The organism is Myxacorys chilensis (genome assembly GCF_059505265.1).
Map to the genome: position 1 here is coordinate 1 of NZ_JCACKG010000002.1, position 9,671 is coordinate 9,671.

At 46.5% G+C, this 9,671-nt stretch carries 12 protein-coding genes; 9 read left to right on the forward strand and 3 right to left on the reverse strand.

Annotated elements, in window-relative coordinates; all coding sequences use genetic code 11:
- The first annotated feature begins 114 nt into the window (after positions 1-114).
- Positions 115-804, forward strand: a complete 690-nt coding sequence (locus tag AC5JLB_RS00020) for a hypothetical protein (protein WP_495871807.1) — start codon at positions 115-117, stop codon at positions 802-804.
- A gap of 252 nt (positions 805-1,056) precedes the next feature.
- Here the strand turns inward: AC5JLB_RS00020 and rpiA are convergent, their stop codons facing one another.
- Positions 1,057-1,767: a ribose-5-phosphate isomerase RpiA gene (rpiA, locus tag AC5JLB_RS00025; protein ID WP_495871808.1), complete on the reverse strand. Its 711-nt coding sequence runs from the start codon at positions 1,765-1,767 to the stop codon at positions 1,057-1,059.
- A gap of 5 nt (positions 1,768-1,772) precedes the next feature.
- On the opposite strand from rpiA, the gene AC5JLB_RS00030 reads away from it, so the two are divergent.
- From AC5JLB_RS00030 to AC5JLB_RS00045, 4 genes are all read left to right on the forward strand, one after another.
- Positions 1,773-2,957: a tetratricopeptide repeat protein gene (locus AC5JLB_RS00030; RefSeq protein WP_495871809.1), complete on the forward strand. Its 1,185-nt coding sequence runs from the start codon at positions 1,773-1,775 to the stop codon at positions 2,955-2,957.
- Between the two features lie 117 nt (positions 2,958-3,074).
- Positions 3,075-3,275, forward strand: coding sequence for a heavy-metal-associated domain-containing protein (locus AC5JLB_RS00035; protein ID WP_495871810.1), 201 nt, complete (start codon positions 3,075-3,077; stop codon positions 3,273-3,275).
- A gap of 162 nt (positions 3,276-3,437) precedes the next feature.
- On the forward strand, positions 3,438-3,986 hold the full coding sequence (locus AC5JLB_RS00040; RefSeq protein WP_495871811.1) for a pyridoxamine 5'-phosphate oxidase family protein: 549 nt from the start codon (positions 3,438-3,440) through the stop codon (positions 3,984-3,986).
- Positions 3,987-4,251: 265 nt separating this feature from the next.
- Positions 4,252-4,854 (forward strand): exopolysaccharide biosynthesis protein, encoded by a 603-nt coding sequence (locus AC5JLB_RS00045; RefSeq protein WP_495871812.1) that lies wholly within the window; start codon positions 4,252-4,254, stop codon positions 4,852-4,854.
- Positions 4,855-4,875: 21 nt separating this feature from the next.
- On the opposite strand, the gene AC5JLB_RS00050 is transcribed toward AC5JLB_RS00045, so the two are convergent.
- Positions 4,876-5,526 carry a retropepsin-like aspartic protease family protein gene (locus AC5JLB_RS00050; RefSeq protein ID WP_495871813.1) on the reverse strand — a complete coding sequence of 217 codons (651 nt, stop codon included), beginning with the start codon at positions 5,524-5,526 and terminating at the stop codon, positions 4,876-4,878.
- A gap of 376 nt (positions 5,527-5,902) precedes the next feature.
- On the opposite strand from AC5JLB_RS00050, the gene AC5JLB_RS00055 reads away from it, so the two are divergent.
- The 3 genes from AC5JLB_RS00055 to cobT are packed head-to-tail and all read left to right on the forward strand — an operon-like array spanning position 5,903 to position 8,244.
- Complete coding sequence (locus tag AC5JLB_RS00055; protein ID WP_495871814.1) at positions 5,903-6,382, forward strand: hypothetical protein; 480 nt, start codon at positions 5,903-5,905, stop codon at positions 6,380-6,382.
- Entirely contained in the window at positions 6,345-7,088 is a 744-nt protein-coding gene (locus tag AC5JLB_RS00060) for a DUF2232 domain-containing protein (protein WP_495871815.1), read from the forward strand. Before AC5JLB_RS00055 ends, AC5JLB_RS00060 begins: the two co-directional genes overlap by 38 nt.
- Positions 7,081-8,244: a nicotinate mononucleotide-dependent phosphoribosyltransferase CobT gene (cobT, locus tag AC5JLB_RS00065; RefSeq protein WP_495871816.1), complete on the forward strand. Its 1,164-nt coding sequence runs from the start codon at positions 7,081-7,083 to the stop codon at positions 8,242-8,244. The genes AC5JLB_RS00060 and cobT overlap by 8 nt, the downstream gene beginning before the upstream one ends.
- Before the next feature lie 25 nt (positions 8,245-8,269).
- Here the strand turns inward: cobT and AC5JLB_RS00070 are convergent, their stop codons facing one another.
- Positions 8,270-8,641 carry a hypothetical protein gene (locus AC5JLB_RS00070; protein ID WP_495871817.1) on the reverse strand — a complete coding sequence of 124 codons (372 nt, stop codon included), beginning with the start codon at positions 8,639-8,641 and terminating at the stop codon, positions 8,270-8,272.
- A gap of 468 nt (positions 8,642-9,109) precedes the next feature.
- Between AC5JLB_RS00070 and AC5JLB_RS00075 the strand changes: the two genes are divergently transcribed.
- Positions 9,110-9,640, forward strand: coding sequence for a GNAT family N-acetyltransferase (locus AC5JLB_RS00075; protein WP_495871818.1), 531 nt, complete (start codon positions 9,110-9,112; stop codon positions 9,638-9,640).
- Positions 9,641-9,671 lie beyond the last annotated feature (31 nt).

Sequence of the window (9,671 nt, forward strand, 5' to 3'; positions counted from 1 at the left end):
ACTCCTCCATTCCAACAGATTCACCAGCCAAAAACAACAGATCTATAGCATTACCCATTATTTACTACAGAGCAATATCGAGCAGTTTGCTCATTTTTAGGTCTTGTCTTCGACGTGCTCCCTCACCTGAGATTTCTAAGCGCGAAAGCTCTAAAATGGGGGTGGAATAGACAGGAGCATCCGACATTAGTTAAGTGCCGGGATTTTTATTGGAGTCTTCACCATTATCGCTATCTTTCCTCCGATAAATCACAGGTAAGAAATCTTGTTGAGCAAATCAAGACAGCCTTTGATACAACACCGTATCCGGGAGACGATCAGCTTTGTGGCTCAGATCAAGGAGATGAGCCTGCGGAATATGCACTTGAGTTCCGAGGACTAAATTGGAGAACAATTCATCCAGATTTCTTATCGCATCATTATGCGTCTTTGAGTTTCTTCTCTGATGAGGCGTTTAGGTATTTTATTCCTGCCTACCTCATTGCAGATCTCATTGAAACTGATTCCAATGCTGGTCCTGTTTTTCACCTCACCTATGGCTTAGTTGCAGATGAGCCACTTCAAGTGGAACAGGGGTTAATAGAGCCTAGCTTGTTACCTGACGACCTTCCGCCCCTGATGGAGAATGAATGGATGGATACTTTTGATTGGTATCAAATAGCAGTCCATAAATTTTCCCATTTCAACCTTCAAGAAAGAGAAGCTATAGTAGGGTATCTGAAGTACCAGGCATCTAATAGTGAGTACTCAAGAAACGAGATAAATCAGGCATTGGAAAAGTATTGGTTGAAAATGCTTTCATGAGACGGGTTCATGAGACAAGTTATATTCTTGATGTAATTCTCGTAAACGTAAAAGACGACCAGCACAACGGCTCTATCGCACGGGAACGAAGTTTACTAGTTGTCAAGGTTTGGTTATTAAATTACAAAAGCTATTTACGTACGGTAATAGCCCGTTATGCTTTAATACCCACTTCCAATTTAGGTAGGTTTGCTGTGAGGCTTTAGGTTTTGAACTTGCCTAAATTCAGTCCAAAACCTAAATTCCAAAGCGCTACATTTCTCGAACGCTCGGCTGACCGTCTTTCACTTCCCCAACCAGCACAACATCTGCAACTCCGGCAAAGATTCCATTCTCTAAAACGCCCGGAATGTTGTTCAACGTTTGCTCCAATTCCTTTGGATTGTCGATGCGATCGTACTTCACATCCACTACCAAATTGCCGTTATCGGTCACCACCGGGCCTGCTTTTTTCACGCCCATTCGCAACTCTGGCTTCCCGCCAAGTTTTTTAATCGCATTCATCACAGGCGTCACTGCCATCGGCAATACTTCGACTGGCAACAAGAACGTCGAACCGAGATGATCGACTAACTTGCCACCATCGACGACAACAATAAACTGATCTGCCAAACAATCGACAATCTTTTCTTGAGTATGCGCCGCCCCGCCGCCTTTGATCAGATTCTTTTGCGGATCGACTTCATCTGCTCCATCGATCGCCACATCAATCTTCTCAATTTCATCGAGCGACACAAGGGGAATCCCATACTGACGCGCTAGCACAATTGCTTGAAACGACGTTGGCACGCCTTTGACATCTTTCAGTTCACCTGATTGAAGACGTTCTCCGATCGCTTGAATAGCATAAGCTGTTGTGGAACCAGTTCCCAACCCTACAATAGAACCAGATTGAACTCGCTCTGCAGCCGCATATCCAACCTGCTGTTTCATCAATTTAACGGGATCAGTTTCAGCGCTCATATCGATTGTTTAAACTTACAGAATCAACAGTCAGTCTACTAGATGCCATGCGCGAGAATGAAGAGTTTCGGCTAGAAGACGATGCGTTACTGCGCTCAGCGCTTGGGCAAGGAGAAGAATTTGCCCATGCTAAGGAGTTTGAAGCGGCTCTCAATGCCTACGATCGCGCCTTAGATCTTCAGCCCGATTCTGCGATCGCATGGCATGGACGCAGCAAAGCGCTAACTGAACTCAAGCAACTTGAAGCGGCACTCATTAGCGTCGATCGCGCCCTCGAATTACAGCCCGATCTGATTGAGGCATGGATTCTGCGGGGACAAATTTTTCAAGAGTTAGAGAATTCAAAAGCCGCGATCGACGCCTTCAATCACGCTCTCACGCTTGATCCAAACTGCTCTGAGGCTTGGTTGCATCAAGGCGAACTGCTTGCCCGAACTCATCCCCGCAAAGCGCTAGAGAGCTACAGTCATGCGATCGAATGCAATCCCAACGAAGCCGAAGCGTGGCGACGGCGAGCCACATTATTGTGGGCATTGAACCGACAGCACGAAGCGTTGGGCTGTTATGATGCCCTACTTGAGCAATCAGGGCAAGCGGACGATTGGCACAGTCGAGGCAATGTGTTGTATGGGCTCAAACGTTACGATGAATCCATTGAAAGCTACGATCGCGCCCTTCAGCTTAACCCGGACAACACGCAACTTCTCGCCAATCGCGGAGAAGTCTTACGGAAGTTAGGACGGGTTGACGATGCGATCGCTAGCTTTGATCACGCCATCAAACTCCAGCCCAAAGACTCGAAACTATGGCATCGTCGCGGCTTAGCCTTACGACAAATCGGGCGACTTGAAGGCGCGATCGCAAACTTCGACAGAGCGTTAGCGATCCAGTCAAACTTCTGCGGGGCAACTCAAAGCAAACTATTCACCTTAATCAAACTCAAGCGGTTAAAAAGCTATCTATTCAGTAAGAATCCGATTGAGAAAATGAAACGTGCAAACGATTTGCATAATATTGCCAACGTTTTCATCAAGAGTAAGCTTCCTGGTTGTGTTGTTGTTGCGCTTAGTGTTTTCTTTAGCGTTTACTACATTGGAGCGCTTCCCAGCCGATTAACTGCGATCGCGGTTGCTTCAGCATTCCTAATCATTTCTCTTTTAGGTGACTGGCTGGACGAAGCCAAACGCTGAACGGAAGTTCAACTAATTGTTCTAGTGAAAATTAAAATCTATCTTAGGCAAGGCGAAAGATAAAACGCGCACCCTCCATACTCAAAAGTGTTACCAACGTTACCTAATGAAATTGCTATGGCATTAAAACTACACGTTCCAACCCTAAACAGCCCCGATGATGCAGAGAACATTAAACAAACAATTCTGACGCACGAGCCTGACGCCCATATTGATATTGACCTAGACCAAAAAACAATCACCATCGAAGCAAAAGCGTCTGAAGAAACCTTTAAGCAAGCTGTGACCGCAGCGGGTCATGAGATAACCGGATACTAAGTTAATTAACGGGCTTGCTGGATGAAGTAATCTAACGTTGCGTGATTAGCATCCAGCAATGCCACTTTGGTTAAGCTAATGAGTTAAGCTAATGCCACTTTAGTTGAGATTAAGCGGCAACATTTTCGGTAGGATAGGGGGCACGTTCACATCCCTTTTGACATGGCAAAGTTCTATCCAGAACTCACTGAATCCCTCCAGCAGTTTATTGCTCAGCAACACCTCTTCTTTACAGCAACCGCCCCGACCGAGGGGCGAGTCAATCTATCCCCCAAAGGCATTGATACGTTTCGCATTCTTAATTCTCAAGCCGTTGCATACCTTGATTTAACGGGTAGCGGTAACGAGTCTAGTGCCCATCTGATTGAAAATGGGCGAATGACAATTATGTTCTGCAGCTTTCAAGGCGCTCCCCTCATCTTGCGGCTGTATGGTCGTGGTCAGGTGATCCACACAAGAGATGCGGCTTGGCAAGAACTAGCTCCATTGTTTCCACCGATTCCAGGTACGCGACAAATCATCAAGCTCGCCGTCGAGTTAGTGCAGACTTCTTGTGGAGCGGGCGTTCCTCTCTATGATTTTGTCAGCGATCGCGACGCCATTGTTGATTGGGCAATCCGAAAAGGTAAAGACGGGCTGCAAGACTACTGGCACGCCAAAAATCAAGTCAGTCTCGATGGCTTACCAACTCATTTGCTGGATGAGTCCTAACGATGGGTTTCCTGAAATGAGGTCTAAGTCCGTGAATATAAAAACTACGTATAGGGATCTTCGATTTTTTGAGAAATCGGAGATCTTTGTACAACGACAGATGTAAGAAACTCTGTTTTCTATTTATAACGAATGAGGAACATCAGGGAGAGTTTTCCATCCTTTAAAGCAAGTGTTAACGTGGCTGAGAAAGTGGTGCGTACCGTGTGATCTTGCTCTAAAATTCATCAACCTGATTCATTAACCATAGGTTACGAGTTGTTCTATGCACTTGCGATTTTCCCACGACCTTGAAGCTCTTCTCAAACGCATTTCAGAAGAGCCATTGACGCTGGCTGCAATTTTGGCGCAAACATCAGAACGGGGATTTAGCCTAGCGATCGCACTGCTCGTAATTCCATTTCTGTTTCCAGTTCCACCCGGATTAACCAGCTTTGCGGGTGCAGGATGTGTGCTGCTAGGAATGCAAATGGCGCTAGGGAAACGATCGCCTTGGTTACCCAAGAAGGTGGCTCAATTCAAATTTCCTCAAGCCTTTGCTAAACAGCTTTTACACAACATCCGTCGAGTCATGCGCCTCTTAGAGAAGATTACTCGTCCTCGCTTCAGCCGAGTGACTAGTAATCCTTACGTCTGGCGATTCAATGGGCTATGCATTACTTGGTTAGCGATTTTGCTGATTTTGCCAATTCCCTTTACGAATCCGCTCCCAACAACAGGAATTCTACTTCTTGTCGTCGCCATGCTGGAGTCGGATGGCATTCTCATGTGTGCTGCTTATGCGCTCACCGTTCTGATTACTGCCGCTTGTGGACTAATTACTTACTTACTTTGGCAAGCTCCTGGTTTTTTAGAGCAATGGTTGTAGAGAGTGATCGAATGTAGAGAGTTATCGAGGATAAAACTCTACGACATCCCGTTTGATCTTGATATCATATTTGCCAAAAAAATCGTGCCCTAGCAATCCGACATCCATTTGGTCTGCGATCGCAACTTCTAAATTGCTAATGGTCAAGCCACTCACTGACATTGATTGAATGCGAGCAACCGGAAACTGCACAACACTTCCGTTAGCAATACCTGCTTCCAGTGTTCTAATCGGTTTAATGTTTAAGTGCTGTGCGATCGCTTGAGTAATCAGCGAGGCGCTGGCTCCAGTATCAACAATCATGTCAACGGGATAGGCTCCATTTAACATCACCTCAATCACAGGTGTTGACGCGATGCGACGTTTAATTGGGACGCGAATCACACCATCGCTACTGCGCTTGCTAACTTTTTGCAGAGGCGCTGTTTTCTGAACAGGCACATCACCGCCGCACAATTGCCCTAAACCGACGCGCTGACCTGATGAAGTGACCCAATAACAGGGGTCATCATAGGTGAAGTTGAGGAAGAGTTGAGTTGCCGTCGCCCGATGAACGATGAACATGGGCATCGCGATCGCCATTGACAAGGCTAGATACCGTGCGGTTCTCTTAGCAGCGCGCCTTGCGGGAATCGTAACTGTAGCTGAACGCTCAAACCGTGACTGATGCATACACTCTGAATTTCCGATACTCACGATCGTCTCTTTATGGAGAGTACACGGATTACAATTTGAACTAACAGTACGTAGATGCTTACGTAGATTGTTTGGTCATTGCCGCAAGCGCTCCTGTCAGGTCAACTCCGCCATAAAAGACTGATGCAAATGCTAAAAAACTCAATAAAGTCAATAGTTAAGAGAATCAGTTTAGAGATAGATAGGTGGCTGCAACAATAAATAAAAAATCATTCAGTCTCCCGTCGCAAATGTCACTAATAAGCACAAAACATTGTTAGCGGGATTTAAAGACTGAATCATTCTGATTAATATTCTTTACAATTTTGCGAGTGATCAGCAGTATTGCATCTCTATTTGTGAAGATTGATGGATGAAAAGGACTGTTCGCGGTCTCAAGTGCCAAGATCGACCCTATCGAAACTGTGACGAAACCGATTACTCAATGCTAGATTTTCCACTCCTATTTGAGTTTTCTCGTGCTCATTGTGTCGCGATTTGCGCCTTCCTCGTTCCTGCAAACCTGTTAACCACGATCATAACGCTGACGTTGACTGGGTTGCACCGTCCAGCAAGACAGATCTGGATTAGCGTTGCGATCGCGGCTCTGTTTGCTGGAATCATGGTCTTCCATGTGCTCACGTGGTTCATGATTGGCGTTGTGATGCCTCCGACTTACATTTTGCTCGGATTGGGTTGTCTTTGCTTAGCGATGAACCTGTGGGCGCTTCTGGGTCGGCGTAGCCTAGCTCAACTGCTCCATTCACTAATTAAAATTTGCACTAGAGTAGATCTGCCCCTCTCTCTCGATCTGCATGAGCGATTTGCCCAACGATCCGTCAAGCGGAGTTGATCCCTCTGAGTTGGATGAAGACTGGATTCCTGACGTAGAGCCATCTAATATTGACGAACCGAGAAAACGACTAGTGAGAAGTGTTGATCCGTCGAGTCCCATCATGATGGTGGAGACGGCATTTCTAGCCAGTGCTTCTAGCTTAATTTGGCTCGTCAATTCTTATTTTCCGATGGGTCCGGTGCTGCAAATCTTTTTTCCAGTGCCGATCGCGCTGTTGTACTTGCGATGGGGCAACCGTGCCGCTTGGATGGGAGCATTAGTATCAGGATTGCTGCTTTCGGTGTTGATCGGGCCTCCCCGCAGCATTCAGTTTGTGATTCCGTTCGGACTGCTGGGTGTTTTGCTGGGCGTACTGTGGTATCGACGTGCCCCTTGGGTGATTTCAGTTCCGATGGGCGGACTGCTTAGTGTCCTTGGAGATTTCTTTCGGCTGTGGTTAGGCTCTATCTTGCTGGGCGAAGATCTGTGGCTCTATGGAACAGTACAAGCCACTAATCTTTTGGAGTGGATTTTTACAAAACTAGGGCTGCTGGTTCAACCCTCTCTTGAAGTCATCCAAACCGCTGTTTTTCTAATTATCGTTATCCGCAGCCTTGTTTATGTTCTGATGGTGCATTTAGTGGCCTGGTATCTTTTCGACCGATTAAATTCACCAATTCCGCGCCCACCTCGCTGGATTCAAGTCATCTTTGACAATGATTGATGCCGGACAATGTATTGATGGCGATGTATTGATGACGATGAATGATTTTGTTTCGGTCTATACTCAACCGACTCAAACTCGCCGTTGGCTGGAGCGACGTGCAGGACAGTTGCCTTGCTTTGTTTGCGTGTTGGGCTTTACCGAAACCGGATTAATTCCAGACATTTCTGCAGCAGGCGCAACTCCAGACGATCGACGGTTTACTGCGATCGCAGATGCCGAATTCTTGATCAATGGCGTGCGACCTAATCCAACTTATCCACTCCCCCCTCTGACGGCGGGGGCATCTCCAGTTCTAATTTCTCGCGCCGTTATTGAAGCGCTTTCGATTCCAGTTCAGATCTTTAACGCTGGATTGCCTCAACCTCCCACGGTTCCTGCGATCGATTTAGGCGGAGAACCCGCTTGTTGCCTCAGCACAGGACAAGCTATGAGTCGGAATCTCGGCGAGCATTTATTTCAGCAAGGATTGAAATGGGGTGAAAAACTAGCAGCTCAATATTGGGATCGGTACTTAGTGATTGGGGAATGCGTGGTTGGCGGCACAACCACCGCTCTCGCTGTGCTTTTAGGCCTGGGAATTGACGCGATCGACAAGGTAAATAGTAGCCATCCAATCTGCAATCACGCGCAAAAACTGGACTTGGTGCGACGGGGTTTAGCTGCAAGCAGAGAGGAGACTCATCCTCTTGCACTAGCGGCGGCAGTTGGCGATCCCATGCAAATTGTGGTGGCGGGCATGACGATCGCGGCCAGTCGAACCTGTGGTGTGTTGCTGGCAGGCGGCACTCAAATGCTCTCGGTTTACGCGCTGGCTCGCGCGATTACTACCCATGTTTCTCTCGATTGGCAGCCCGAAAACGTTGCGATCGGAACTACGCGCTGGGTGGCAGAAGATCCAACAGGCGACACGATTGGACTTGCGCAAGCGATCGGTTCTGTTCCACTTCTGGCGACACCGCTTAGCTTTGCATCCTCTCGATTTGCTCAACTTCGGATGTACGAGCAGGGGTATGTCAAAGAAGGCGTAGGAGCGGGCGGATTAGCGATCGCAGCCCACCTCTATGCAAACTGGAATCAGCAAAAACTACTAGGTGCGATCGAGCAGTTAGTGGAGCAACGAAGAAAACTAGAAGAAAGAAAAAATCAGCCTTAACAATCTCTTCTTTCTTCTTTCTTAACTAATGAACTCGTCGAGCTAATAACTGTTCTTCAAGAGCAGCAATTCGGTTATAGGCAGCCGTCAGTTGGGCAGTCAATCGTTGAACTTGAACTTCTAGAGAGAGAGTTTTGTCTCCACTGTGAGTGGATGGATCAGCCTGTCCATCATCTAAAAGTACGTCTTTGTGTTCTAAGGAGTCTATCTGACGGTAACCAACGCTGGCATAACGCCCAGAGCCACCACCAAAGGAAGCCCGGCTCATCGGGTTCCCTGGAGCTACTTTCATTTCTGCAAGAACTTGAGCAAGACTAAGGCTCAACTGTTCAACGACTTGATGAACAGAGTCAACCTTGCTATCGAGCGTGTTAATTTGCGTTTGTAGCGTATTCATTTGCTGACCTGTTGCCCTTACGTTTTCTGAAATACATAGTAGACAAAAAAAGCAGTTTTTCTAGTGAATTTCCGATTCATTTAACCTTTTGTTTTTTTATCAGAATATAGCTAAACAGAAGAATGAGTAGCTGCTTTATTGCTTCATCAGATTGTAAACAAAATAGCAAAATTAATAGTTAACTATTTCGTTAGATTTGAGCCAAATAACTGGTAGTTCAGACAGAGCTTAGTGTCTAGCATCTTTGATCTAATAACAAGCCGTAGCGAGATAGAAGCGATATGTTAAAAACTCAGGCTGAGTCCATTAATAGGTACCTTAATTTCTATTAATAACAAGTAACTTCAATTCTGATTGGTGTCGCATGTGATCCCTTTACATAGCCAAAAGTTTAAGACAATAACTTTCCTTATAGATGAAAGTTTTTCGTTTAGAATCAAAACGTTGCACGTCAGACAGGGAGCGAGAATGCAGATTCCTAAATTGGAAACACCGCGCCTGATCTTGCGTGAATTTTGTGAAGCAGATCTAGATGCCTATGCAGAGATGAGCGCTGATCCAGAAGTGATGCGCTACATCGGCAGAGGAAATACACGCTCTCGCGAAGAGGCATGGCAAGGCATGGCAATGATGCTAGGACATTGGCAATTGCGAGGTTATGGAATGTGGGCAGTCGAAGAGCGACACACAAAAGGGATGGTGGGGCGAGTGGGCTTTTTGAACCCAGAAGGCTGGATTGGGTTTGAACTTGGTTGGATGATACACCACGCCTTTTGGGGACAAGGCTATGCTACAGAAAGCGCTAAAGCCGCTATGCGTTATGGATTTGAGGTATTAAATCAATCGAATATGATCAGTTTGATTCGTCCCGCAAATCTTGCGTCTAAACGGGTTGCTGAGAAACTTGGGGAAACCGTTGAAGGCACAACGGAGGTTATGGGAAGTGATGCAGTGATTTATGGGATTGATCGCGATCGCTGGCGAGCGATCCAAGATTGAAGACGCTGGCGAGCGATCCAAGATTGAAGAC

Coding starts and splice junctions, on each gene's coding strand:
- rpiA (WP_495871808.1), bottom strand. CDS start 1,767: ATGAGCGCTGAAACTGATCCCGTTAAATTGATGAAACAGCAGGTTGGA.
- AC5JLB_RS00035 (WP_495871810.1), top strand. CDS start 3,075: ATGGCATTAAAACTACACGTTCCAACCCTAAACAGCCCCGATGATGCA.
- AC5JLB_RS00040 (WP_495871811.1), top strand. CDS start 3,438: ATGGCAAAGTTCTATCCAGAACTCACTGAATCCCTCCAGCAGTTTATT.
- AC5JLB_RS00045 (WP_495871812.1), top strand. CDS start 4,252: ATGCACTTGCGATTTTCCCACGACCTTGAAGCTCTTCTCAAACGCATT.
- AC5JLB_RS00050 (WP_495871813.1), bottom strand. CDS start 5,526: ATGCATCAGTCACGGTTTGAGCGTTCAGCTACAGTTACGATTCCCGCA.
- AC5JLB_RS00055 (WP_495871814.1), top strand. CDS start 5,903: ATGAAAAGGACTGTTCGCGGTCTCAAGTGCCAAGATCGACCCTATCGA.
- AC5JLB_RS00060 (WP_495871815.1), top strand. CDS start 6,345: ATGAGCGATTTGCCCAACGATCCGTCAAGCGGAGTTGATCCCTCTGAG.
- cobT (WP_495871816.1), top strand. CDS start 7,081: ATGATTGATGCCGGACAATGTATTGATGGCGATGTATTGATGACGATG.
- AC5JLB_RS00070 (WP_495871817.1), bottom strand. CDS start 8,641: ATGAATACGCTACAAACGCAAATTAACACGCTCGATAGCAAGGTTGAC.
- AC5JLB_RS00075 (WP_495871818.1), top strand. CDS start 9,110: ATGCAGATTCCTAAATTGGAAACACCGCGCCTGATCTTGCGTGAATTT.